This is a genomic window from Anaerobacillus sp. ABR4_321 (assembly GCF_056158505.1).
Map to the genome: position 1 here is coordinate 2847008 of NZ_JBSWTK010000001.1, position 25014 is coordinate 2872021.

The following is a 25014-nucleotide window of genomic DNA, read 5'->3' on the forward strand; positions in this document are numbered from 1 at the left end:
TAATTAAAAAACAACTGCAAGCCTAGCGCTTGCCACTTTGTCATAAGGTACTTCTACCGTTATTGTTCTTGTTTTAACCTTCTGCTCGACGACAACCGTCTCACCATCAAAGTTTACAAGCTTACCTTCAAAGCTCTTTTCGCCGTCGATGGGTTCATAGGTTGTAATGTATACTTGCTTACCTACCACTTTCTCGAAATCGGATGGTTTCTTAAGTGGACGCTCGGCACCTGGCGAAGATACTTCTAGGAAGTATGGTTGCTCGATCGGATCTTGCTTATCAAGTTGCTCACTTAATTTCTCGCTCACAACACCGCATTCCTCGATATCAACGCCCCGCGGAGAATCGATATAGACACGGAGAAACCAGTTCTTTCCCTCCTGTGTGAATTCTACATCTACAAGTTCCAGGTTCATTTCATCTGCTATTGGTTTTACTAGTTCTTCTGTAACCGTGATCACATGTTCAGTCATTGGTTGTCCTCCTTTCTGATCCTGTCAAGCAGGGTCCCAATCGAAAACGAAAGAGTGGGTTAGCCCCACTCTTTCGCTGCGTGTGTATTCACTAGTATTTCCACAATTACTATACCATACTCATTTAGCCAATTCAACAAAGAAGAGAACGCGGCTTCCTTTAGAAAAGACTGAGCTGATTAGCATCTGGCAGCCCTTCAAGACAGCCATGGTCATCTAGATACTCAAGGACCGTTTTTGAAATCTTACTTCGCTGTTGAAGATCTTCTTTCGAGAGGAATTCTCCATCCTCTTTTGAAGCTTCGATATTCAGTGCAGCGTTTGTTCCCACTCCAGGTAGTGAGTTGAACGGAGGAATAAGAGAATCGCCATCTACGATAAACTCTGTTGCCTTCGATCTGTAGAGGTCAACTTTCTGCATACGAAGACCTCTCTCTGACATTTCAAGCGCGATCTCAAGGACAGTGAGTAGGTTCTTCTCTTTCGGAGAAGCATCGAGACCCTTTTCGTTGATCTCTTCAATTCTAGCTCGGATTGCGTTCGATCCCTTTACCATCGTATCGATATCAAAGTCATCTGCTCTTACTGTGAAGTAAGCAGCATAGAAAAGAATAGGATGATGCACTTTGAAGTAAGCGATCCTCACCGCCATAAGGACATATGCTGCCGCATGGGCTTTTGGGAACATGTATTTGATCTTCAAGCAAGAATCGATATACCAATCAGGCACATCGTGCTTCTTCATTTCGTTGACCCATTCCTCTTGCAGACCTTTCCCTTTACGAACGAACTCCATGATCTTAAATGCAAGGGATGGTTCGAGCCCTTTATAGATCAAGTACACCATGATATCGTCACGACACCCGATCACTTCACTAAGTGAACATGTACCGGCCTGAATGAGCTCCTGTGCATTCCCAAGCCATACATCCGTGCCGTGTGATAGACCAGAGATCTGTACGAGTTCTGAGAACGTACTAGGTTTCGTGTCTTCAAGCATTTGTCGAACGAAGCGCGTACCGAATTCAGGAATGCCGTACGTTCCAGTTTTACACATGATTTGATCTTGCGTAACACCGAGCGATTCTGTGCCACTGAATAGCTTCATCACTTCAGCGTCATCGGTCGGAATCGTCTTCGGGTCGATTCCACTTAAATCTTGAAGCATTCTGATCACGGTAGGATCATCGTGTCCTAGAATATCGAGCTTCAAGAGATTGTCGTGGATCGAGTGGAAGTCAAAATGAGTTGTTTTCCAAGCGGAAGTTTTATCGTCAGCTGGAAATTGTATCGGTGAAAAGTCGTAGATGTCCATGTAATCTGGTACTACGATGATTCCGCCAGGGTGCTGACCTGATGTACGTTTGACGCCTGTACAGCCTGCTACGAGTCGGTCGATTTCAGCACCTCTGAAATGGAGGTCGTTATCACCCATGTACCCTTTCACATATCCATATGCCGTTTTTTCTGCGACAGTGCCGATGGTTCCCGCTCGATAGACGTTGTCTTCCCCAAAGAGTTCTTTCGTATAATTGTGTGCTCTCGGCTGATATTCACCTGAGAAGTTCAAGTCGATATCGGGTACTTTATCCCCTTTAAATCCTAGGAACGTTTCAAACGGAATATCATGTCCATCCTTAATGAGCGGAACGCCGCACGTATCACACTCTTTATCAGGAAGGTCAAACCCTGAGCCTACGGAACCGTCATCGAAGAATTTGGACTCTTTACACGTCGGACATACGTAATGAGGCGGCAATGGGTTAACTTCTGTAATTTCCGTCATCGTTGCTACGAATGATGACCCGACTGACCCACGTGAGCCTACGAGATATCCGTCATCCAGTGATTTTTTAACTAGCTTTTGAGAGATCAAATAGATTACCGCAAATCCGTGACCTATAATACTTTTTAGCTCTTTTTCTAGTCTTTCCTCAACGATCGTCGGTAGTTCATCACCATAAATACTTCTAGCGCGATCATAGCTCATCTTTCTCATCTCTTCATCTGCACCTTCGATCTTAGGCGTGAAAAGATCATCCTTGATCGGCTTGATGTCATCGATAAGACTCGCGACATGCTGCGGTTTTTCAACCACGATTTCTTTTGCTTTCTCTGAACCAAGGAAATGGAAGCAGTCGAGCATTTCGTTCGTGGTTCTAAAATGAACTTGAGGCAACGTCTGTCTGTTCAATGGATTACCAGCTTGTGCTTTAATCAGAACCTTACGATAGATGTGATCTTGAGGGTCTAAATAATGCACATTCCCTGTCGCAACGACAGGTTTATCTAATTTCTCTCCTAGCTTTACGATATTTCCGATAATGTCTCTTAACGCCATTTCATCTTGTACAAGCTCTTTTTCTATAAGATGCATGTAGTTCTGAGGAGGCTGAACTTCTAGATAATCGTAAAACTTTGCAATCTCCTCAACCTCCTCAGGAGATTTTTGCATCATGCCTTCAAATACTTCACCTTTATCGCACCCTGATCCGATCAATAGACCTTCTCGATACTTCTCAAGCTTTGACCTTGGAATACGTGCTGTCCGATAAAAGTAGTCGAGATGGGAAAGCGATACAAGTTTAAAAAGATTTTTTAGTCCTACATCGTTTTTAGCTAGAATGATCGTATGAGATGGTCTTGTTCGCTGGAATCCTGTCTGTCCCATATTCTCATTAAGCTGGTTATGGTTTGTTATTTCTCTTTCCAGCGCATCTTTCAAAAGCTTCCACATCAGATAGCCTGTCGCTTCCGCGTCATAGATCGCCCTATGGTGCTGCGTAAGGTTGATATCAAACTTCTTACAAAGCGTATTGAGTCGGTGGTTTCTCATTTCTGGAAACAGGAATCGCGCAAGCTCTAGCGTATCGATAACTGGATTTTTCGCTTCACCTAATCCGATGTTACGGAACCCAACGTTCAGGAATCCCATATCGAAACTAGCGTTATGAGCAACCAGGATATCGTCGCCGATAAACTCATGAAAATCTTTTAAAACGTCCTCTATTTCAGGTGCATTCTCCACCATGTCATCTGTTATGCCAGTAAGTTCGATCGTAGTCGACGATAGCGGATGATGAGGATTTGCGAATCGCTCAAACTTATCGACGATCTCTCCGTCCTTCACTTTAACGGCTGCAAGCTCGATAATCTTATTATAAACTGCAGATAACCCTGTCGTCTCGACGTCAAATACGATATACGTACTTGACTCAAGATCTCGATCTGCTTCGTTATATGCGATAGGAACACCGTCATCAACAAGATCAGCTTCTAATCCGTAAAGGATTTTGATGCCATTTTTCTTCCCCGCTGCGTATGCATCAGGAAACGACTGTACGTTGTTATGGTCCGTAATCGCAATAGCAGGGTGACCCCAGTTAGCAGCCTGACTGATCAGATCACCGACAGAACTCACTGCATCCATTTGACTCATCTGTGTATGTGCATGCAGTTCTACACGCTTCTCATCTTCAGGTGCTTCATCTTTACGAAGCTCCGGCGTCACTTGAGTGAGGTCGTTTCCAATCATGACGAGATCTCGAACGAACGTATCGTTTTGAATACCGCCTCTCACTTTTACCCAAATTCCTTTTCGAACCGCTTCAAGAATCGGCACATCTTCTTTGTCGCGAGAGAACATCTTCACTAAGATTGAATCCGTGTAATCTGTAATTTTGAATGTTAAGAGTGTACGACCACTTCGAAGCTCCTTCGTTTCTGCATCGAACACATAACCTTGAACAGCGATTCTCCGCTCTTCATCTTGAATGGTTTCGATCGGCACAGGATCTTCCTTGATCTTATAGCCGATAACGAGCGTATCAGGCGTCTGACCTTTGCTTTCAGCTGTATCAGCTTTTTGCTTTTCAATCAATGCTTCCATCATCTTGGAGTGGTCTTCTTGCTGCTTCTGCTCCATAAACTTATCGTAATCTTGCTTTGATTCTTTTACTTCGATTTCTAGCATGTATTTAGGAAAGCCAGCTGCTTCATAGCACTCTGCTAATGGGCCTGTTAGCTTCTTCTTTGCGATGGCTGCTTCCGTCTCGTTTCGAACGTGAACGAGCAGCTTGTTTCCATTGATTCTCGGTGTTTGACTCTTCAATAGTGCCGTTAAGGAAGCGGAGTGGTCCTGCATGAGTTCCACTACGTTTTCCCAGTAGCTAGAAGCTAGCTCTTCAGTTGCTTCACCATCTGTCGTAATCGAAAAGTCAACTGTAGCGATATGCTTTAACCCATCGACCAATCGACTTCGAAATAGTTCATATATATGAAATGGTAGGATTGTAGGTAAATGAAAGTGGAAATGCCACTTCCTCGTTTCCTTGTATACTGTTAGTTTCGAGATATATCCTTCTTTAAAGAATTCTTCAAACTTATCCGGAAACGATATTTGCTGAAGGAGTAGCTGAAGTCGTTCCTTCCTTACCGTTAACTCCTGATCCATGTCATAACCCCCTTTATTAACATCCTTTGGGTAAACGAAAAAAAAGGTGGCAGGACCCAATAAAGGGCACCTGTCCACTATTTAACCCAATTGTTCAAAGAGCTTTTGTAGTTCTGAATTCAATTCATCTACAGCCACTTCGAATGATTCACCTGTATCTCTTCGTTTTACTTCAACGATGCCGTCTGCTGCCTTTTTACCAACAACAACGCGAAGTGGTATTCCGATTAAATCGGCATCCTTGAACTTCACTCCTGCTCGCTCTTTACGGTCGTCGTAAAGAACATCGTAGCGCTCTTTACGCAGCGATTCATAAAGTCTGTCCGACAATTCTTTTTGATCATCATTTTTTACATTGACTGCAATAAGATGAACATGGAACGGAGTGACACCCATCGGCCAGTTGAGTCCGTTTTCGTCCGCACTTTGCTCTGCGATCGCTGCTAACGTACGAGAGATCCCGATTCCATAACAACCCATGATGATCGGCTCAGCTTTTCCGCCCTCGTTAAGATAATTCGCTCCCATCGCTTCGCTATATTTTGTACCTAATTTAAAGACTTGTCCAATTTCGATTCCTTCAGCAAAGACCACTCTGCCTTTTCCGTCTGGAGAAGGGTCGCCTTCTTGGATAAATCTTAAATCTTCATAGCGTTCGATGTTAAGGTCACGTTCAGGGTTCACATTATGATAAGGGTTACTACCATTAACGCTTCCGTTAACGATCGATTTGACCGCATTGTCAGCAATGACCGTGCCTTCGAATTCTCTTACATCGATCTCTTTATTTATTTTTTCTACAAGGTCTGTACCGAATAAGTTCTTCACTTTTATTTCATTGAGGTCATGGTCGCCTCTGACAAGAACGAGTAGCTCTTCATCGTTTACATTCAAAAGTGTTGCTTTCAGTTCACGATCAGTAGATGTTTCTTTTTCACCTTTAGCTAAAGCCTCTTCCGCTTCACTAGGCTTAACGTATTCGACTTTCACTTCTGCCATCTCGATGTTCGCTGCATAATCGGATTCATCGCTATACGCGATCGTGTCTTCTCCAACGCTTGAGAGAGCCATAAATTCTTCTGTATCTTTTCCACCCATTGCGCCTGAATCTGCCACTACAGGACGGAAATTAAGTCCGAGTCTAGTAAAGATTTTGCTATAGGTTTTGTGCATAAGATCATATGCTTCATCTAATTGCTCTTCAGATGAATGGAAAGAATAAGCATCTTTCATGATGAACTCTCTACCTCTTAAAAGTCCAAAGCGAGGACGACGCTCATCTCGGTACTTCGTCTGAACTTGATAAAGAATAACCGGCATTTGCTTATAAGAGCTTAGCTCATCTCTGACAAGGCTCGTAATCAATTCTTCATGCGTTGCACCTAGAGCGAACGGTCTGTCATGACGATCTTTAAGCCTCATAAGCTCTGGTCCATAAACATCCCATCGACCTGTTTCTTGCCATAGTTCAGCTGGTTGAATAGCAGGCATAAGAAGCTCCTGTGCACCAGCCTCGTTCAATTCCTCTCGAACGACTTCTTCAATCTTCATCAATACTTTTTTTCCTAAAGGAAGGTAAGAATAAATGCCTGCTGCGTTCTGTCGTATAAAACCCGCTCGGACAAGCAGCTGATGACTTTTTATCTCGGCATCAGCTGGATTGTCTCTGAGGGTAGGATTAAAATAACTCGATTGTTTCATGACCTGCACCTCATTTCATTTAAAAGGACATCTGCCCCTACTTTCTTACAAAAAGAAACGTTGAATATCATTCCATGTTACAACGAGCATAAGTAACATGAGGAAAGAGAATCCAATAAAGTGTACAAGACTTTCTTTTTGAGGGTCGATCGGCTTGCCTCTTAATGCTTCTACCCCAATAAACAATAATCTTCCTCCATCTAGAGCAGGTAATGGCAGGAGATTAAAGATTCCTAGGTTGATGCTTAGAAAAGCAGCCCATCTCATCAATACGTACACACCTTTTGATGCCGCTTCTTCTGTATAGCTATAGATCCCTACTGGTCCAGAAAAAGCATCGATCGAAAGCTGGCCTGTTACAAGCTGACCTAGACCTACAAAGATCGCTTTAGAGAATTCATACGTAGATGTAAAACCAAAAGCAACTGAATCGAGGAAGTTCACCTGATATGCCGGTGCAACTCCGATTCGACCCACCGACTGATTCTCAGTCAACTCTTGTTTTTCTGGAGTTATCGAGAGTGATACTGCTTCTCCTTCACGATCCACGGTGAAACTTAGCTGGTTTTCTGCATTATCTTGAATGATCGAGGTCATTTTGTCCCAGCTCGTTATTTCAGTTCCATTGATCTCAGTGATCACATCTCCATTCATCATACCTGCTTGCTCAGCGGGGCTTCCTTCAACAACTTCATTGACTTGATTCGTAGGTGTTCCTTGAAGCAAACCAAGTAGGAAGAAAATCACGATCGCAAGCAAAAAGTTCATGACGGGACCTGCGAAAATAGCTAGGAAGCGATCCCAGAGAGACTTTGATCCGAATTGACGGTCATAAGGAGCAATCTGAAATTCAGATCCGTCCATCACGTAGTGTGACTGCTCATCAAGCGGATAAACGACCGCTGGTTCATCTTCACCCTCGTACCCTTTTATAAAAAGTTTGTGTTCTAAATCGGCTTCTTCAACAGTGATTTCTTTTAAGTTCGTGTAAGCAGATTTCTGATTAATAACGATTTTTTCTATCTTGTTTTTGTTATTGAATAGCAAGCCTACGCGTTGACCGGGTTTTAATTCGATCATTTCCGGATCTTCTCCGGCCATTCGAACAAACCCACCAAGTGGCAATAGTCTTATCGTATATACCGTTTCACCTTTTTTAATCGTGAAAAGCTTCGGCCCAAATCCGATCGCGAATTCACGGCAGAGGATTCCTGCACGTTTTGCAAGGAGCAAGTGACCCAGTTCATGGAAAAAGACCAGTGCTCCGAATATGATAATGATCGAAATCACAGTATTCATATCCACTTAACCACCTTTATTTAATTAATGACTGAACTCTCGATCGCGTTTCAGAATCGATCTCAAGAATTTCTTCTAGCGATGCGTTCTGAATCGAATCGTGTTGTTCTAGCGCTTTTTCAACGAGCTCTTCAATCGTCAAGAAATCGATCTTGCTCTGTAGAAATGCAGCAACTGCCGTTTCGTTCGCAGCATTCAACACCGCTGTCATTGAGCCGCCAATTCGACCAGCATCATAAGCGAGTTTCAAACTACGGAAACGCTCGAAATCTACCTTTTCAAAGTGAAGCTTACCAACTTCCCATAAGTTTAACTTTTTTGCATTTCTCATTTCAAGCCGATCAGGATAGCTAAGTGCATATTGAATAGGAATTCTCATATCCGGAGTACCTAGATGAGCCATTACGCTTCCGTCTATGTACTCGACCATCGAGTGGATGATACTCTCTTTATGAAGCAGAACGTCGATCTGATCATAAGGAGTTCCAAATAACCAATGAGCTTCGATTACTTCTAGACCTTTGTTCATCATAGTCGCAGAATCGATCGTAATTTTTGCTCCCATTGACCAGTTTGGATGATTTAGCGCATCTTCTACGCTGACACCTTGTAACTCTTTTCTTGTTTTATCTCGAAAGCTTCCTCCTGAAGCAGTAAGGATCAATCGGTCCATCTGATCGATCTTCTCTCCATTCAAACACTGAAATAGCGCAGAATGTTCGCTGTCTACAGGCAACAGAGCTGATCCGTACTTTTTGGCTGCTTCCGTCACGAGATGTCCTGCAGTGACGAGTGTTTCTTTGTTTGCAATCGCAATCGTCTTACCCTGTTCGATTGCAGACAACGTTGGAGTAAGACCAATGCTTCCAAGAACCGCATTTACGAGGACGGTTGATTCCGGATGACACGCTACTTCAAGCAATCCTTCTTCCCCATAAACGATCTTCGTTTGTCTCGAAATACTTCTTCTCAAGCTTTCTGCGTCTTCCCTTAATTGAACCGATAGCAACTTAGGTTGGAATTCATCTACGATCTCAGCAGCTTTTTCAATGTTTCTACCTACTGAAACCGCAACGAGGGAAAACAACTCAGGGTGCATTCTTATGATATCAAGAGTCTGGGTACCAATGGACCCAGAAGCTCCCAGTAAGCTGATTTTTTTCAAACGATCTGTTCCTCCAATCCATTCTGTTGATCCAGTTGCACATTTATACCAGGTGTAGCAAATGTAGAATTGGGAGTACAAAGATCAGGCTATCAAACCGGTCTAATATCCCTCCGTGTCCTGGTAAAATGCTTCCAGAGTCTTTTACGCCATAATGACGTTTAAACGCTGACTCTACCAGATCACCAATCTGTCCAAAAACTGAGGTTAATACTGAGACGATAATCACGATAGAAATTGATTCATAGACCGGATAGATCATTTGAAAAACAATTCCTACAATCAGAGCCATCCCTACTCCTCCGAGCGCACCTTCTACCGTTTTATTAGGAGATATATGCGGCCATAGCTTTTTCTTTCCTATTGCTCGACCAACAAAGTACGCTCCAGAGTCCGAAGCCCATATCAAAAAGATGATAAAGAAGAGCTGGATCATGCCTTCTAAGCTTGTGTCTCCTAAATAACGCGTTGCTGTAAAATAATAAAAGCCTAATCCGACATATAGTGATGCCATCAAAATAAAAGAACTTTCATCAAAACTATATTTATTCTTTGTAAGGACCGTCATTGCTAAAAGAATGAGCAAGCCAAAAAATAATAAATCTATCTTTGTAAAAACAGAGGATGTGAGCGCAGCGATCCAATCTTCAGGCATGACTAGAATCCAAGTCCCGATAAGAGCCAGCAAACCAGGTAATGAAACGAGCGAGATCTTTTTCATCAACAATAGCTCGACCATTCCAACAGTAGCTACCAGCGTCATTAAAATAATAAAAGGCCAGTCTCCTACAATGATCATACCTAATAGTAATACGCCAAAAATCACACCAGTAATAATACGTTGCTTCATAACGCTAATGTCCTCCTACAATTAAACCCCGCCATAGCGGCGACCACGTCGCTGATACTCTTGTACAGCCTCAACAAAATGATGCTCTGTAAAGTCGGGCCATAGCACCTCTGTAAACCAGAGTTCAGTATAAGCCAGTTGCCATAGCATAAAATTGCTGAGACGAATTTCCCCGCTTGTCCGAATCAACAGGTCAGGATCTGGGTATTGGCTACTTAGAAGATAGGAGGAAATCTTTTCCTCAGATATCTCATCTTCAGACAGTATCCCCTTTTGTACGTCGCTTAATAACCGTTGCATCGCAGTCTTCATTTCATGACGACTTCCATAGTTCAATGCGAAATTCAAAATAAGTCCGGTATTGTCTTTCGTATCTTCGACTGCCTTCGAAATTGCTTTAAATGTATGAGAAGGCAGTTGTTCACGATCCCCCATTATTCGAACTTGTACATTCTGCTCGATTAATTCTGGCAGATGACTTAGTAAAAACTGTTCAGGGAGCTTCATCAAGAAGTCTACTTCTTCTTTTGGCCGCTTCCAATTCTCGGTTGAGAAGGCGTATAGCGTTAAATAGTTAACACCGATGTCATTTGCTTTCCTGACGATTTTCTTAACTACTTTAACTCCTTCACGATGCCCAGCCACTCGTGGCAGGCCACGCTTCTTCGCCCAGCGTCCATTGCCATCCATTATGATCGCAATATGCCTTGGAATATTAGCAGATGTGTTAATGTCTAAATGTTCTTCATCTTCATTCTTTCTCATCCAGTTTGAGAACTTCCCAAGCATTGCAAATCCTCCATTGTGTCACTTACTTAACAAAAAAACCCCCTGTGGGAAAAGAGGGTCCTTTTATTATCTTATTTTACCTGTTATTGAATTAGACTTCCATGATTTCTTTTTCTTTGTCTGATGCAATGCTATCTGCTTCAGCAACGAACTTATCAGTAAGCTTTTGTACTTCGTCGGTTTTGCGGCGAAGCTCATCTTCTGTGATGTCGCCATCTTTTTCCTTCTTCTTTAACTCATCGTTCGCATCACGACGGATGTTTCGGATAACGACCTTACCATCTTCAGCATACTTCTTAACGAATTTTACTAGCTCTTTACGACGCTCTTCAGTAAGAGCTGGGATCGTAATACGAATGACGTTTCCATCGTTAGAAGGAGTAAGACCAAGATCGGATTTCAAGATCGCTTTCTCGATATCACCGATCGCTGACTTATCATAAGGCTGGATAAGAAGCATACGAGCTTCAGGAACAGAGATCCCTGCAAGTTGGTTTACTGGAGTCGGAGCGCCATAGTAGTCAACTTGGATCTTGTCGAGTAAAGAAGCGTTAGCTCTTCCTGCTCTTAGAGTAGCTAGCTCTTTTCTTAAGCTAGAAATTCCGTTCTTCATACGTTCTTCAGCGTTTTTCAAGATTTCTTCTGGCATCTTAATTTCTCCCCTTTACGACTGTTCCGATTTCTTCGCCACAAACGGCGCGCTTGATGTTACCTTCTTCCATAATGGAGAAGACGACAAGTGGAATATCATTATCCATACAAAGTGAAGAAGCAGTAGAATCCATTACTGCAAGACCTTCTTTAAGTACATCGAGATATGATAGAGTTTCATACTTTTTCGCTGTTGCGTCAACAGTTGGATCTGCTGAGTACACACCATCTACATTGTTTTTCGCCATTAAAATCACGTCAGCCTCAATTTCAGCTGCTCGTAGTGCCGCAGTTGTATCTGTAGAGAAGTAAGGGTTCCCTGTACCTGCTGCAAAGATCACAACGCGTTTTTTCTCAAGATGGCGAATTGCTTTACGACGAATATAAGGTTCTGCTACCTCTTTCATCTCGATCGACGTTTGGACTCTCGTTTCAACGCCCAACGTCTCAAGGCTATCTTGCATCGCTAGAGAATTCATCACTGTTGCAAGCATTCCCATATAATCTGCAGTAGCGCGGTCCATGCCCATCTCGCTACCAACTTTACCACGCCAGATATTGCCACCGCCAACGACGACTGCAACTTCTACACCCATCTCATGGATCTCTTTGATTTGGGATGCAATCGACTGAACGATGGAAGGTGATATACCAAGTCCTTCTCCACCTGATAATGCTTCACCGCTTAATTTTAACACAACGCGTTCATACTTGGCTCCGCTCATATTAACCCTCCAGCATGTTTATTCTATCCTTTTTCTTGAAAAATAGGGAACACATCGTGTTCCCTACCTGTATTACTTCTTCACTTGAGACATAACTTCTTCAGCGAAGTTATCTTCGCGTTTTTCCATGCCTTCTCCAACTTCATAGCGGATGAATCCTTTTACAGAACCACCTTTAGATTCAACATACTTGCCAACCTTTTGGTCAGTATCTTTAACGAATGCTTGGTCAACTAGAGAAATTTCTTCGAAGAACTTGCCAAGACGGCCTTCTACCATCTTCTCAACGATCTTTTCAGGCTTTCCTTCGTTAAGAGCTTGTTGTTTTAGTACTTCACGCTCACGCTCAACTTCTTCAGCTGGGATCTCATCACGAGAAACGAAACGAGGGTTAACAGCTGCAGCGTGCATAGCAACGTCTTTTGCAACTTCTTCGTCAGTTGTTCCTTCTAGAAGAGTCAATACGCCGATGCGTCCACCCATGTGTAGGTAAGAACCGAATGCGTCAGCATCTGTTTTCTCAACGATTTGGAAGCGACGTAGAGAAATCTTTTCACCAATCTTAGCGATTGCATTGTTCAAGAATTCTGTAACAGTTTGTCCGTTTTCCATCTTGCTTTCAAGAGCTGCTTCTACAGACTCAGGGTTCGTCTTAAGAAGGTGAGTAGCGATGTCGTTGATCAACACTTTGAAGTTATCGTTCTTCGCAACGAAGTCAGTTTCAGAGTTGATTTCAGCGATTACTGCTTTGTTACCTTCAACTGCGATAGCTGCAAGACCTTCTGCTGCCACGCGATCAGCTTTCTTAGCTGCTTTAGAGATACCTTTCTCACGTAGCCAGTCGATTGCCTTGTCCATGTCACCGTCGTTTTCAGTTAGTGCCTTTTTGCAATCCATCATACCTGCGCCAGTTTGGTCGCGCAATTCTTTTACCATTTTAGCTGTTACTGCCATTAGAAATTCCTCCTTGGATTATGATATGTAAACATACTCTGTTGGTTAAAAAAAGGTGATAAAGGGGTAGAGTTCCCCTTTATCACCCCTTTGTGTTCTTATACAGATGTTTCTTCAGTTTCAACTGCTTCAGCTTCTGCCTCTTCTTCTTCTACTTTGCTAACTTCGATAACAGCGTCAGCCATTTTAGCAGTAAGAAGTTTAACAGCGCGGATCGCGTCGTCGTTACCAGGGATCACATAATCTACTTCATCAGGATCACAGTTAGTATCAACGATTGCAACGATCGGAATGTTAAGCTTACGTGCTTCCGCAATTGCAATACGCTCTTTACGAGGGTCGATAACAAACAATGCGTCCGGAATACCGTTCATATCCTTGATACCACCAAGGAATCTTTCTAGACGGTCCATTTCCTTCTTAAGAAGAATAACTTCTTTCTTAGGAAGTACATCGAACGTGCCATCTTCTTGCATCTTTTCAAGACTCTTAAGACGGTTGATACGCTTTTGAATTGTTTCAAAGTTCGTAAGCGTTCCACCCAACCAACGTTGGTTGATGTAGTATTGACCAGCACGGATCGCTTCATCTTTAACAGATTCTTGCGCCTGCTTTTTCGTTCCTACAAAAAGAACTTTACCGCCATCTTGTGCGATTTCACGTACAAAGTTGAATGCTTCTTCAACTTTCTTCACTGTTTTTTGAAGATCGATAATGTAGATACCGTTTCTTTCAGTGAAGATGTAAGGTTTCATTTTTGGGTTCCAACGACGAGTTTGGTGTCCGAAGTGTACCCCAGCTTCTAGAAGCTGTTTCATAGAGATAACTGCCATGATAAATCCTCCTAATGGTTTTTTAGCCTCCGCTTGCATCGCTTTCGGGAAAAACTGCGAACGCAGCACCATTTCCCAAATCAACAAGCGTGTGTGTTTAACACCGTTGATTAATATACCATATTGTTTTCTCTGCCGCAAGTTAGAAATCTAAAATTCCGCTTATGACCTAGTAAGTTCTTACTAATAAGCTCTAGAAAAACGAATGGCGAGGGTTTCACAAAGAAAAAAGACTGCCGAGAAATCTCGGCAGTCGGTACGTTCACGTAATACTATTGCGTCTTAAGTTTTGATAACTCAACGAGGAATTTATCATTAAGAACTTTAATATACGTTCCTTTCATACCTAGAGAACGAGATTCGATTACACCAGCACTTTCAAGCTTTCTAAGTGCGTTAACGATAACTGAACGTGTAATGCCTACTCTATCAGCAATTTTACTAGCAACTAGCAATCCTTCGTTACCTTCTAGTTCTTCGAAGATATGCTCGATCGCTTCAAGTTCACTATATGAGAGCGACGAAATCGCCATTTGAACGACCGCTTTGTTTCTAGCTTCTTCTTCGATTTCTTCCGCTTTCTCATGTAGAATCTCCATACCTACTACAGTAGCTCCGTATTCTGCAAGTAGAAGATCATCGTTAGAGAACGAATCGCTCAGACGAGAAAGGATCAGTGTACCAAGACGCTCGCCACCGCCGACGATTGGTACGATCGTAGTTAAGCCTTTTTCAAATAGGTCACGGTTTTCAACTGGAAAAGCAGTGTACTCACTCGTAATATCAAGGTTAGAAGATGTTTCATTAATGTTAAATAGATTCTGAGTGTACTCCTCAGGGAATTGTCTTTCAGAGAACATTTTCTTCATGCGCTCATTTTCGATCTCCTGGTTAATCGCGATTCCTAACAGCTTTCCTCTACGGCTAACCACATATACGTTAGCAAGAATCACGTCACGAAGCGTTTCTGCCATGTCTGTGAAATTTACCGGTCCTTCTGATTTCTGTAGCATACCATTAATCTTTCTTGTTTTCTCAAGTAAGTTCATCTTTTTGTCCTCCTGCATGTGTTATAAGATATATTGACTTAAGTCACGATTCTTAGCTATAGTCGCTAATTTTTCATCAACGTATTCTGGTGTGATCGTAATACTTTCCAAATTGATATCGGGCGCTTCGAAAGATAGATCTTCTAATAGTTTCTCGAGAATCGTGTGAAGTCTTCTAGCTCCGATATTATCTGTGTCCTGATTTACGTCTGCTGCAATTGTTGCAATTTTATAAATAGCATCGTCAGAAAATTCAACTTTAATACCTTCAGTTTCCAATAATGCTGTGTATTGCTTCACAAGTGCATTATCAGGTTCTGTTAAAATTCGTTTAAAGTCATCGACTGTCAAGCTCGATAACTCAACACGAATTGGGAACCTTCCCTGTAATTCTGGTATAAGGTCTGATGGTTTAGCCATATGGAAAGCACCAGCCGCAACGAATAAGATATGATCGGTTTTTACTGGACCATATTTCGTTGTTACCGTTGAACCCTCAACGATTGGTAGGATGTCACGCTGGACCCCTTCGCGTGAAACATCGGCGGATTGTTGACTCTTACCAGCTACCTTATCAATTTCATCAATAAAAATGATACCCGTTTGTTCTGTCTTCGAAACAGCATCCTGGGATACTTCATCCATATCGATTAACTTAGCAGCTTCATCCTGAGTCAAGACCTTCCTTGCTTCAGCTACGGAAAGCTTTCGCTTCTTTTTCTTCTTTGGCATGATGTTTCCTAGCATATCTTGCATGTTCATTCCCATTTGCTCCATGCCGGAACCTTGGAACATATCCATCATCGATTGATTCTGCTCTTCTACTTCAACCGTAATCATTCTGTCCTCTAATTCACCAAGCGCTAGCTGATGCGCGATCTGTCTTCTCTTCGTAGCAATTGTTTGGTCTTCAGAAGTCTGTTGATCACTCGTGTCATCTTGCCCTTGATTACCAAAGAACATTTCGAGTGGGTTTTTGTACTGAGATTGTTTTTTTGCAGAAGGTACGAGCAGCTCAACGATTCGTTTGTTTGCATTTTCCTCTGCTTTATCTTTTACCTGATCCATCCGCTCTTCCTTCACGATACGGATCGAGGTTTCAACGAGATCTCTTACCATCGATTCTACATCTCTACCTACATACCCTACTTCAGTAAACTTCGTTGCTTCAACTTTAATAAATGGCGCATTAACAAGCTTCGCAAGGCGTCTAGCTATCTCGGTCTTACCAACACCAGTAGGTCCGATCATCAAGATGTTTTTCGGATTCACTTCATCTCTTAACTTATCGCTCAAAAGGCCTCTGCGGTATCGATTTCTTAGCGCTACGGCTACGGCTTTCTTAGCATCGTTTTGACCTACAATATATTGGTCGAGTTTTTCTACGATTTGGCGAGGTGTTAACGGATTAGACATATGATCGCCTCCAAGGTTACAAAATTTATCTTATAAGGATTCTACGATTATCTGATCATTTGTATAAACACAAATTTCTGCAGCAATCTGCATCGAAGCTTTTGCAATTTCTTCAGCGCTTTTCCCTTCACTATATCGCTTCAGCGCCCTTCCTGCTGAGAGAGCATAATTGGACCCAGAACCGATTGAGAGAATGCCATCGTCAGGCTCGATCACTTCACCCGTTCCTGAGATGAGCAGCAACTGTTCCTTGTTCATTACGATTAGCATTGCTTCAAGTTTTCGTAACACACGGTCGCTTCTCCATTCTTTCGCAAGTTCGACCGCTGCTCTCTGGAGGTTACCTCCAAATTCTTCGAGCTTTCCTTCAAACTTTTCAAAAAGAGTAAACGCATCGGCCACAGAACCAGCAAAGCCTGCCACAACTTTCCCATGGAAAAGTCTTCTTACTTTTTTTGCAGTATGCTTCATAACAACTGCATTTCCGAACGTTACTTGGCCGTCGCCAGCCATTGCACATCCTCCATTATGTTGAATTGCAAATATAGTGGTTGCGTGAAAGTCTCCCATAAGTTCCTCCTCCCGAGCATTCAAGCTCTTGGATGATGGTTCATATATATATTTCGCAATCGATCGCCTGTCACATGGGTGTAGATTTGCGTCGTTGAAAGGTTCGCATGGCCTAACAGCTCTTGAACAGACCGAAGATCAGCCCCTTCATTCAACAGGTGAGTTGCAAAGGTATGCCTCATGACATGTGGACTGATATGTACATGCATCGAAGCTTCTTCAACAATACGATTTAAAATCGTTCTGACGCCACGAGCCGTTAACCTTGCACCTCGAAAGTTTAAGAAAAGAGCTCTCGTAGAGTCTTTGTCTTTCGGAATAAGCTGCCTTCTTCCATCGTCCATGTAATTTTTAATTGCATCGATTGCAAAACTCCCGATCGGGACATACCGCTCTTTACGACCTTTTCCAATTACAAAGATCGTTCCGATAGAAAAATCGATATCTTCTATATCAAGTGCTACACATTCACTCACACGAATGCCACAGCCATAAAGAACTTCGAGTAACGCTTTATCTCGCTGACCAAGTGCAGTCGTTACATCCGGAGCATCGAAGAGCTTATCTAACTCCTGTGTGTACAAAAACTGCGGAAGTCGCTTCTCTTGTTTAGGAAGTGAACTCATCGTAAACGGATTAACCTCTAAAACTTCCTCTCTTAAAAGAAAACGATAAAGGCTACGTAACGTTGATATTTTCCTAGCAGCCGTTTTTCTTGCAAATCCTTGCTCATGCAATTGAGTTAGGTAAATCCTAACATCTGCATAAGAAACAGCAGCAAAGACATCGAGAGTCTGCTGCTTCATGAAGTTCTGAAAATGTTCGATATCCTGCAAATAACTAGAGATCGTATGAGGTGAACAGTTCTTTTCAATCTGCAAATACTCTGAGAAAGACTGAACAAGCCTCTTTTGATTATTATCCATCCTTTATCACCTCAAAAGGCTTCTAAATCGTATCACAATTTAGAAGCCTAAGCAATAGAAATTTACAATATTTTTTTAAAATTCTGAATTGTTTCCAATGCGCGATTAGCGATCGCTTCATTGCGTTCTTTTTTGTTCTTAATCCTGTTCTCTAACGGTGGAAAAAGACCAAAATTAGCGTTCATCGGTTGGAAGTTGTCCGGGTTCGCAGTAGTGATATAGTTAGCTAAGCTTCCTAGAGCCGTTTGCTCAGGGAACACCACTGTTTCTTCTCCGTCCATCAACCTCGCAGCGTTAAACCCTGCAATGAGTCCTGCAGCTGCAGATTCTACATAACCTTCTACTCCAGTCATCTGACCAGCGAAGAATAAATCATCTCGATCTCTATACTGATAAGTTGGCTTCAGTAGATTCGGTGAGTTGATAAACGTGTTTCGGTGCATAACACCATAGCGTACGATATCAGCATTTTCTAGACCAGGAATCATTCGGATCACTTCTTTTTGAGGTCCCCACTTCAGATGAGTTTGAAAACCAACGATGTTATAAAGTGTCCCTGAGGAATTATCCTGTCGCAGCTGCACTACCGCGTAAGGACGCTTTCCTGTTTTAGGATCTTCAAGTCCAACTGGCTTGAGTGGACCGAACGTCATCGTTTTCTTCCCTCTTTGTGCCATGACTTCGATCGGCATACACCCTTCGAAAAAGATTTCTTTTTCAAATTCTTTCAAAGGTACCGTTTCTGCTGAAATGAGAGCTTCATAGAAACGGTTGAACTCTTCTTCAGTCATCGGACAGTTTAAATAAGCAGCCTCACCTTTATCATAACGAGACTTCTTGTACACTTTATCCATGTCGATGCTCTCCGTTTCGATTATCGGAGCTGCTGCATCATAGAAATACAAGTACTCTTCACCCGTTAGTGCTTTAAGCTGATCTGATAGATCTTTTGAAGTGAGTGGTCCAGTTGCAATAATTGCAGGACCTTCTGGAATCGTTGTGAATTCATCAGAAAAAACCGTTACGTTTGGATGTCCTTTCACATATTCCGTTACTTTCGCTGCAAATTCATGTCGGTCGACAGCTAATGCACCACCAGCAGGTACTGCACACTCATCCGCTGCTTTGATGATGACAGAATCCATCTCACGCATTTCTTCTTTCAAGACACCAACGGCATTCGTTAATGTATTTGCACGAAGTGAGTTACTGCAAACGAGCTCAGCGAACTTATCCGTATGGTGAGCAGGCGTTTGCTTCTTTGGTCTCATCTCATAAAGATGTACGTTGATTCCTCGCTTGGCTAGCTGCCAGGCCGCTTCACTTCCAGCGAGCCCAGCACCAATCACCGTAACGTGATTACTCATTTCAAAAACCCCTTACTAGTTTTCTTCTTCAACGAAATCACAGTTCACACACTTGATTTCTTTTTTCTTCTTCGTTTTCTTTTCGACAAGCATGTCTCCACATTTCGGGCATGGACGCTTGATCGGCTTATCCCAAGACAGGAAGTCGCATTCAGGAAAACGGTCGCACCCATAGAATAGACGATTCTTTTTGCTTTTTCGTTCTACGATGTTTCCTTCCTTACATTTCGGACAGTCGACACCGATCTCTTTCAAGATTGGTTTCGTGTTTCGGCAATCTGGGAAATTAGAGCACGCCATGAATTTTCCGTAGCGCCCCATTTTGATAACCATCGGCGATCCGCATTTTTCGCAGTCCTCACCGGCTGGCTCATCTTTTATCTCAACTTCCTTCATTTCCTCTTCTGCGACTTTCAATCGCTTATCGAAGTTCTGATAAAATTCATCGATTACAGAAATCCATTCTGCCCCTCCATCCTCAACTTTGTCAAGGTCATTTTCAAGAGCAGCTGTAAATTCGATGTTAATAATGTCTTCGAAGAACTCCAGAATGAGCTCTAGCACAATTTCACCTAGCTCAGTTGGAACGAATTTACGATCCTCTAACGCAACGTAGCCTCTTCGTTGAATCGTATCAAGAGTTGGTGCGTACGTTGAAGGTCTTCCTATACCTAGCTCTTCCATCGTTTTTACGAGTCGTGCCTCGGAATAACGTGGAGGTGGTTGAGTGAAGTGCTGAGTAGGATCGATTTCCGTCGAAGCTACATCCATTCCCTCTTCTAAATCAGGAAGCATCTTATCTTCTTCTTTTTTGTTATCGTCGTTCCCTTCTACATACACCTTCATAAAGCCTTTGAACTTTACTTTCGATCCTGTAGCTCGGAACGTAGCGCCATTATTATCGAGATCGACGCTCATCGTGTCCATGATCGCAGGAGCCATTTGGCTCGCGACGAAACGCTCCCAAATCAATCGGTATAAACGAAGTTGGTCGCGCTTTAAATAGGCTTTCATTTCAGTTGGATTTCTCATCACAGAAGTAGGTCTTACAGCTTCGTGTGCATCTTGAGATTTACCAGATTGTTTCTTGGAAGGTTTTTTAGTCGATAAGTACTCTTGACCATACTTACCTTCGATGTATTCACTCGCTTCTGCTTTAGCAGTTTCAGAAATTCTCGTAGAATCCGTTCTCATATACGTGATTAAACCAACGGTACCCTGTTTCCCTAACTCGATTCCTTCGTATAACTGCTGAGCGAGCATCATCGTCTTCTTTGCTCTAAAGTTAAGCTTTCTCGCAGCTTCCTGTTGAAGGGATGACGTCGTGAACGGTTGTGCAGGGTTTCGCTTCCGTTCCTTCTTTTGAACGGACTGTATACGGAACTGATCCCCTTCGATTCGATTCAATATGTTATCAACATCTTCACGGGATGAAAGGTCTGTTTTCTTTCCTTCTATACCGTAGAATCCAGCTTCAAACTGTTCGCCGTCTTTCTCAAAAGCAGCTTTAATCTTCCAATATTCTTCAGCCTGGAAGTTTTGTATTTCTTTTTCTCTTTCCACGATCAACCGAACCGCTACCGTTTGAACTCTTCCTGCGCTCAATCCTTTTTTCACTTTCTTCCAAAGTAAAGGACTGATATTGTAACCAACGAGTCTGTCCAATACTCTTCGCGCTTGTTGAGCATCTACTAAGTCCATGTTGATTGCTCGAGGTCGTTTAAACGCATCTTTTACTGCATCTTTCGTAATTTCATTAAATACTACTCTACATTCTTTGTCTTCATGAATTTTCAAGCTATGTGCTAAATGCCATGCAATCGCTTCCCCTTCGCGATCGGGGTCGGCCGCTAGATAAACTTTCTTCGCCTTTTTCGCAGCATCTTTAATTTCTTTAAGCACAGGCCCTTTCCCGCGTATTGTTATATATTTAGGAGCATAGTTGTTTTCTACATCAACGCCCATCTGACTTCTGGGTAAGTCGATCACGTGACCCATCGATGCTTTCACCTTATACTTCTTTCCTAAATATTTTTCAATTGTTTTTGCTTTAGCGGGAGATTCAACAATAACTAGATAATCTGCCACAGTAAGTTTCCTCCCCCCATTGAGGTAATTTTAAAATCTTCACCATTATTAAATATTCAAAACTCTTTTGTCAAATAGTGCTAGCTACTTTTTCTTGAAATTCACTGTATTCAGCCAGTATATCTTCACCTTTTAATATAAGTTTTGCTCCCTGCTGAATCAATCGATTCGTACCTTCAGAATGCACGTCTGTCAATCTTCCAGGCAAACAGAAGACGTCGCGTCCCTGGTCGATGGCCTGGTCTGCTGTTATAAGAGAGCCACTTTTCTTTTTCGCTTCGACAACGAGAGTACCTTTTGATAAGCCGCTGATGATGCGGTTTCTCTCCGGGAACTGTTTTCGTTCTGGAAAACGGTGAGGAGAATACTCGGATAAAAGCAATCCTTCCTTCGCAATCGTTGCAGCAAGCTCTATGTTTTCTTTAGGATAAATATGTTTGAAACCAGAACCTAGTACTGCTATCGTTCCTGACTGGAGTGCAAGACGATGGGCGAGTGTATCGATCCCCCGTGCTAGTCCACTCACCACTGTCACATTATGTTGAATGATCGGTTTTAAGACGATCTTCATCGTATCTTTAGCATGTGGTGAAGGGTGTCTCGTCCCCACTACACTTAAGCTAGGAGTATTCAAAAGTTGAACCTTCCCCATACAGTAAACAACCCATGGTGCATCATAAATATGCTTTAGACTTTCTGGGTATGCTTCATCGAACCGTGTGATCACTTTCATTTCTCTAATCCCATTCGTTTTCCAGGGTTTCGTTACATGCAGGTCCTGGTGAAACCGTGATGCGGACTGAAAATCAAGGTTAAAGTTCATTAAGTCAACAGCAGACATATCATATATGCTTTGAAGCGTGGGGTCAAATGTTAACAGTGATCGAATAACGTTCCAATTTGCGCCTTCACAGTGATGTAGTTGGATCAATCGGCTTCTCAATGTCCTCACTACAATTCTCTCCAATCAAGGAATCTTTCATTTTTTTATGTATAAGAGAAATAGCTCCCGACCGGGAGCTATTGCCTTTACGCTTTATGTGTTGTGCATTTCTCTAGTAAGTCTTTTTCCTTCAAAACGGAAATCAGTGTATCACCCATTACGGCAGGGGTAGGAGCAACTTTAATGCCCGCTGATTCCATCGTTTTGATCTTCTCTTCAGCAGTACCCTTACCGCCAGAAATGATCGCACCAGCATGGCCCATGCGCTTCCCTGGAGGTGCCGTTTGACCACCGATAAAGCCAACAACAGGCTTCGTCATGTTTGCTTTGACCCACTCTGCTGCTTCTTCTTCAGCTGTACCACCGATTTCACCGATCATGATAACTGCATACGTATCTTCATCTTCATTGAATGCTTTCAATACATCGATAAAGTTCGTACCGTTAACCGGGTCACCACCGATACCTACTGCAGTAGATTGTCCGATACCTTGTTCAGATAGTTGATGTACAGCTTCATACGTCAACGTACCAGAGCGGGAGACAACACCGACGTGACCTTTTTTGTGGATGTATCCAGGCATGATACCGATCTTGCACTCGTCAGGAGTGATGACCCCTGGACAGTTTGGTCCTACAAGACGGGTTTTCTTCCCTTCCATATAACGGCTAACTTTTACCATATCGATTACAGGAATACCTTCAGTAATACAGATCGCAATATCGAGTTCAGCGTCGACAGCTTCCATGATCGCATCAGCTGCAAATGCAGGTGGAACATAGATTACTGACGCTGTAGCACCTGTTGATTTAACAGCTTGCTCAACCGTGTTGAAAACCGGAACGCCTTCGATTTCTGTTCCGCCTTTTCCAGGTGTCACTCCGCCGACAATCTTAGTACCATACTCTAGCATTTGCTGTGTATGAAATAATCCAACTGAACCGGTGATACCTTGAACGATAACTTTTGTATCTTTATTAATGTAAACGCTCATTCCTAGTCCCGCCTTTCTACTTAACTAATGAAACAATTTTTTCTGCGCCGTCAGCCATTGATTCTGCAGCTGTAATATTTAATCCTGAGTCTTTAAGGATTTGCTTTCCTAGATCTACGTTTGTACCTTCAAGTCGAACCACAAGTGGAATTTCAAGACCTACTTGTTTTGTTGCTTCGACTACACCTTCAGCGATTACGTCACACTTCATGATTCCACCAAAGATGTTTACATAGATACCTTTAACATTTTGATCTGAAAGGATGATCTTGAACGCCTCAGTAACTTTCTCAGCTGTAGCACCGCCCCCAACGTCAAGGAAGTTAGCAGGGTCGCCGCCATAGTGCTTGATAATATCCATCGTAGACATAGCAAGACCTGCGCCATTGACCATACAACCGATATTTCCTTCTAATGCAATATAGCTGAGCTCGTATTTTGAAGCCTCAATTTCCTTCGTATCTTCTTCATCAAGATCACGTAGCTCAAGGATATCCTTATGACGATAAAGCGCATTTGGATCAAAGTTAAGCTTCGCATCTAGCGCCATCACGTTACCATCACCAGTAGTTACTAGTGGATTGATCTCAGCGATGGAAGCATCTTTTTCAATAAAGGCTTTGTAAAGACCAAGCATAAACTTCACTGTCTTATTTACCATTTCTTTAGGGATATTAATGTTAAACGCTAGTCTTCTAGCTTGATAGCCTTGAAGACCAACTGCAGGATCGATTACTTCTTTGAAGATTTTCTCTGGCGTTTTTTCAGCCACTTCTTCAATTTCAGTACCGCCTTCTTCAGAAGCCATCATTACGACGCGAGATGTCGCACGATCGACTACTAGACCTACATAGTATTCGTTTTTAATGTCGCAACCTTCTTCGATAAGTAAGCGCTTTACTTCCTTACCTTCAGGACCCGTTTGATGAGTAACGAGTGTTTTACCGAGGATCTCCTCAGCATATGTACGTACTTCGTCGAGGTTCTTTGCAATCTTAACCCCACCGGCTTTGCCTCGACCACCAGCATGGATTTGAGCTTTCACTACATAAACGTCGCTCTCTAGTTGTTTAGCAACGTCCACCGCTTCTTTTGCGGAGTAAGCAACTTGTCCATTTGGGACTGAGACCCCATAACTTCTTAGGACTTCTTTTCCCTGATACTCATGGATATTCATTCTCTTGTCCTCCTATCCTACTCAATCAAGTCATTGACGACGTTTTCATTGTATAGAAAATTCCCACCGCTTGTCTACCCTTTTACTAAAAGTACCTTTTCTTTACATTACTTAAGTTGGATGGGTGGTCTTCCTTAAGCCTTTCTCATAGCCTTTCTTTAGCAGTTTAGTGCGTTCAAAACAAAAGGCTCCTTTCTTAAACTTTGTTGCTATAAGAGGAGTGGTTAACTTGCGCTCTAGCGGGGTCTCACCTGTTCCGCAAGTCCTGTAGGAGTCGAGCACCCCTCCAATCAACTAAGTGTGGGTATCTATTGCAAAATCTTACAAAGGCAACCGTCTTTTAGAAAAAACCAAACAAAAACTGCCGAGGCGTCCTCAGCAGTAACTATTTTTATCTTCGATCTTCTTGTTCTTTTTCACCTGGAGATTTTTTCTCCTGCTCCCGCTTTTGATGATCCGTTACAGATAGATCCCTTGCTGCAGCAGGAGTATAGACACCAAACTCCTCACCAGCTTCTTCATAATAAGGGTCATTTTTTTCTGGATGCAATCGATCGTTCACTTGGCTCTTCTCCTTCTAAGTAGAATA

Annotated in this window: 21 protein-coding genes; all 21 read right to left on the minus strand. The window is 42.6% G+C overall.

The genetic code is table 11. The annotated features are described in order from the left end of the window. Positions 1–3: 3 nt before the first annotated feature. A complete protein-coding gene (gene rimP, locus ACXADT_RS14820) occupies positions 4–474 on the minus strand; it encodes a ribosome maturation factor RimP (RefSeq protein ID WP_270181868.1) in 471 nt (156 codons plus the stop codon). 160 nt (positions 475–634) lie between these two features. Beyond that, complete coding sequence (locus ACXADT_RS14825) at positions 635–4927, minus strand: PolC-type DNA polymerase III (protein WP_270181867.1); 4293 nt, start codon at positions 4925–4927, stop codon at positions 635–637. Between the two features lie 81 nt (positions 4928–5008). Beyond that, positions 5009–6628 carry a proline--tRNA ligase gene (locus ACXADT_RS14830; RefSeq protein ID WP_474831754.1) on the minus strand — a complete coding sequence of 540 codons (1620 nt, stop codon included), beginning with the start codon at positions 6626–6628 and terminating at the stop codon, positions 5009–5011. A gap of 45 nt (positions 6629–6673) precedes the next feature. Then, the gene (gene rseP / locus ACXADT_RS14835) at positions 6674–7927 is read right to left on the minus strand and encodes an RIP metalloprotease RseP (protein ID WP_270181865.1); all 1254 of its coding nucleotides are present in this window, start codon (positions 7925–7927) and stop codon (positions 6674–6676) included. A gap of 16 nt (positions 7928–7943) precedes the next feature. Next, positions 7944–9092: a 1-deoxy-D-xylulose-5-phosphate reductoisomerase gene (locus ACXADT_RS14840; RefSeq protein WP_270181864.1), complete on the minus strand. Its 1149-nt coding sequence runs from the start codon at positions 9090–9092 to the stop codon at positions 7944–7946. Positions 9093–9135: 43 nt separating this feature from the next. Next, complete coding sequence (locus ACXADT_RS14845; RefSeq protein ID WP_270181863.1) at positions 9136–9942, minus strand: phosphatidate cytidylyltransferase; 807 nt, start codon at positions 9940–9942, stop codon at positions 9136–9138. A gap of 21 nt (positions 9943–9963) precedes the next feature. Continuing rightward, positions 9964–10731, minus strand: a complete 768-nt coding sequence (locus tag ACXADT_RS14850) for an isoprenyl transferase (protein ID WP_442865170.1) — start codon at positions 10729–10731, stop codon at positions 9964–9966. Positions 10732–10822: 91 nt separating this feature from the next. Next, positions 10823–11344 (minus strand): ribosome recycling factor, encoded by a 522-nt coding sequence (gene frr, locus ACXADT_RS14855; protein ID WP_442865188.1) that lies wholly within the window; start codon positions 11342–11344, stop codon positions 10823–10825. A 37-nt stretch (positions 11345–11381) separates the two neighbouring features. Continuing rightward, positions 11382–12107 carry a UMP kinase gene (gene pyrH, locus ACXADT_RS14860; RefSeq protein WP_270181861.1) on the minus strand — a complete coding sequence of 242 codons (726 nt, stop codon included), beginning with the start codon at positions 12105–12107 and terminating at the stop codon, positions 11382–11384. Positions 12108–12179: 72 nt separating this feature from the next. Then, on the minus strand, positions 12180–13061 hold the full coding sequence (gene tsf / locus ACXADT_RS14865; RefSeq protein WP_474812090.1) for a translation elongation factor Ts: 882 nt from the start codon (positions 13059–13061) through the stop codon (positions 12180–12182). 98 nt (positions 13062–13159) lie between these two features. Continuing rightward, positions 13160–13894 carry a 30S ribosomal protein S2 gene (gene rpsB / locus ACXADT_RS14870; protein WP_224882129.1) on the minus strand — a complete coding sequence of 245 codons (735 nt, stop codon included), beginning with the start codon at positions 13892–13894 and terminating at the stop codon, positions 13160–13162. A 272-nt stretch (positions 13895–14166) separates the two neighbouring features. Further along, complete coding sequence (gene codY / locus ACXADT_RS14875; protein WP_224882127.1) at positions 14167–14943, minus strand: GTP-sensing pleiotropic transcriptional regulator CodY; 777 nt, start codon at positions 14941–14943, stop codon at positions 14167–14169. A gap of 21 nt (positions 14944–14964) precedes the next feature. Beyond that, a complete protein-coding gene (hslU, locus tag ACXADT_RS14880; protein WP_270181859.1) occupies positions 14965–16359 on the minus strand; it encodes an HslU--HslV peptidase ATPase subunit in 1395 nt (464 codons plus the stop codon). A gap of 30 nt (positions 16360–16389) precedes the next feature. Beyond that, entirely contained in the window at positions 16390–16929 is a 540-nt protein-coding gene (gene hslV / locus ACXADT_RS14885) for an ATP-dependent protease subunit HslV (protein WP_270181858.1), read from the minus strand. Between the two features lie 20 nt (positions 16930–16949). Continuing rightward, positions 16950–17855, minus strand: coding sequence for a tyrosine recombinase XerC (xerC, locus tag ACXADT_RS14890; RefSeq protein ID WP_474812094.1), 906 nt, complete (start codon positions 17853–17855; stop codon positions 16950–16952). Between the two features lie 62 nt (positions 17856–17917). Then, positions 17918–19222, minus strand: coding sequence for an FADH(2)-oxidizing methylenetetrahydrofolate--tRNA-(uracil(54)-C(5))-methyltransferase TrmFO (gene trmFO, locus ACXADT_RS14895; protein ID WP_270181856.1), 1305 nt, complete (start codon positions 19220–19222; stop codon positions 17918–17920). Positions 19223–19237: 15 nt separating this feature from the next. Then, positions 19238–21310: a type I DNA topoisomerase gene (gene topA / locus ACXADT_RS14900; RefSeq protein ID WP_474831756.1), complete on the minus strand. Its 2073-nt coding sequence runs from the start codon at positions 21308–21310 to the stop codon at positions 19238–19240. Between the two features lie 70 nt (positions 21311–21380). Further along, entirely contained in the window at positions 21381–22262 is an 882-nt protein-coding gene (dprA, locus tag ACXADT_RS14905) for a DNA-processing protein DprA (RefSeq protein WP_474831757.1), read from the minus strand. Positions 22263–22339: 77 nt separating this feature from the next. Then, on the minus strand, positions 22340–23248 hold the full coding sequence (sucD, locus tag ACXADT_RS14910; RefSeq protein WP_270181853.1) for a succinate--CoA ligase subunit alpha: 909 nt from the start codon (positions 23246–23248) through the stop codon (positions 22340–22342). Positions 23249–23264: 16 nt separating this feature from the next. Beyond that, complete coding sequence (gene sucC / locus ACXADT_RS14915) at positions 23265–24425, minus strand: ADP-forming succinate--CoA ligase subunit beta (RefSeq protein WP_270181852.1); 1161 nt, start codon at positions 24423–24425, stop codon at positions 23265–23267. Between the two features lie 391 nt (positions 24426–24816). Beyond that, on the minus strand, positions 24817–24987 hold the full coding sequence (locus tag ACXADT_RS14920; protein ID WP_270181851.1) for a hypothetical protein: 171 nt from the start codon (positions 24985–24987) through the stop codon (positions 24817–24819). Positions 24988–25014: the final 27 nt, after the last annotated feature.

Excerpts from the sequence above, each read along its gene's own strand:
- rimP (WP_270181868.1), bottom strand. The coding sequence starts at position 474 with ATGACTGAACATGTGATCACGGTTACAGAAGAACTAGTAAAACCAATA.
- ACXADT_RS14825 (WP_270181867.1), bottom strand. The coding sequence starts at position 4,927 with ATGGATCAGGAGTTAACGGTAAGGAAGGAACGACTTCAGCTACTCCTT.
- ACXADT_RS14830 (WP_474831754.1), bottom strand. The coding sequence starts at position 6,628 with ATGAAACAATCGAGTTATTTTAATCCTACCCTCAGAGACAATCCAGCT.
- rseP (WP_270181865.1), bottom strand. The coding sequence starts at position 7,927 with ATGAATACTGTGATTTCGATCATTATCATATTCGGAGCACTGGTCTTT.
- ACXADT_RS14845 (WP_270181863.1), bottom strand. The coding sequence starts at position 9,942 with ATGAAGCAACGTATTATTACTGGTGTGATTTTTGGCGTATTACTATTA.
- ACXADT_RS14850 (WP_442865170.1), bottom strand. The coding sequence starts at position 10,731 with ATGCTTGGGAAGTTCTCAAACTGGATGAGAAAGAATGAAGATGAAGAA.
- frr (WP_442865188.1), bottom strand. The coding sequence starts at position 11,344 with ATGAAGAACGGAATTTCTAGCTTAAGAAAAGAGCTAGCTACTCTAAGA.
- pyrH (WP_270181861.1), bottom strand. The coding sequence starts at position 12,107 with ATGAGCGGAGCCAAGTATGAACGCGTTGTGTTAAAATTAAGCGGTGAA.
- tsf (WP_474812090.1), bottom strand. The coding sequence starts at position 13,061 with ATGGCAGTAACAGCTAAAATGGTAAAAGAATTGCGCGACCAAACTGGC.
- rpsB (WP_224882129.1), bottom strand. The coding sequence starts at position 13,894 with ATGGCAGTTATCTCTATGAAACAGCTTCTAGAAGCTGGGGTACACTTC.
- codY (WP_224882127.1), bottom strand. The coding sequence starts at position 14,943 with ATGAACTTACTTGAGAAAACAAGAAAGATTAATGGTATGCTACAGAAA.
- hslU (WP_270181859.1), bottom strand. The coding sequence starts at position 16,359 with ATGTCTAATCCGTTAACACCTCGCCAAATCGTAGAAAAACTCGACCAA.
- hslV (WP_270181858.1), bottom strand. The coding sequence starts at position 16,929 with ATGGGAGACTTTCACGCAACCACTATATTTGCAATTCAACATAATGGA.
- xerC (WP_474812094.1), bottom strand. The coding sequence starts at position 17,855 with ATGGATAATAATCAAAAGAGGCTTGTTCAGTCTTTCTCAGAGTATTTG.
- trmFO (WP_270181856.1), bottom strand. The coding sequence starts at position 19,222 with ATGAGTAATCACGTTACGGTGATTGGTGCTGGGCTCGCTGGAAGTGAA.
- sucD (WP_270181853.1), bottom strand. The coding sequence starts at position 23,248 with ATGAGCGTTTACATTAATAAAGATACAAAAGTTATCGTTCAAGGTATC.
- sucC (WP_270181852.1), bottom strand. The coding sequence starts at position 24,425 with ATGAATATCCATGAGTATCAGGGAAAAGAAGTCCTAAGAAGTTATGGG.